Annotated in this window: 1 protein-coding gene; it reads right to left on the bottom strand. The window is 73.1% G+C overall.

Annotation, left to right across the window (positions count from 1 at the left end; all coding sequences use genetic code 11):
- A partial coding sequence (locus SB816_RS34715) for an asparagine synthase-related protein (protein ID WP_410548588.1) occupies positions 1–238 on the bottom strand: 238 nt, incomplete at both ends.

Raw genomic sequence — 238 nt, forward strand, 5'->3', positions numbered from 1 at the left:
CCCTGCGCGACAGCCGCGAGCTGGTCCGCATGATCGGGGCGCAGCGCGTGAAGCGCGGCGGCGATCCGCGCGCGCACGGCCGCCGGCACGCGATGCAGCTTGCGCCACAGGCGCGGCGTCAGGAAGTAGCGCGTATAGCCGCCGAACAGCTCGTCGCCGCCGTCGCCGGACAGGCTCACCTTGACGTGCCGGCGCGTCCGCTCCGACACGAGAAAGGTCGGGATCTGCGAGCCATCGG

The sequence above is a fragment of the Achromobacter sp. SIMBA_011 genome (assembly GCF_046535435.1).
In the GTDB taxonomy this organism is placed as follows: Bacteria; Pseudomonadota; Gammaproteobacteria; order Burkholderiales; family Burkholderiaceae_B; genus Achromobacter; species Achromobacter dolens.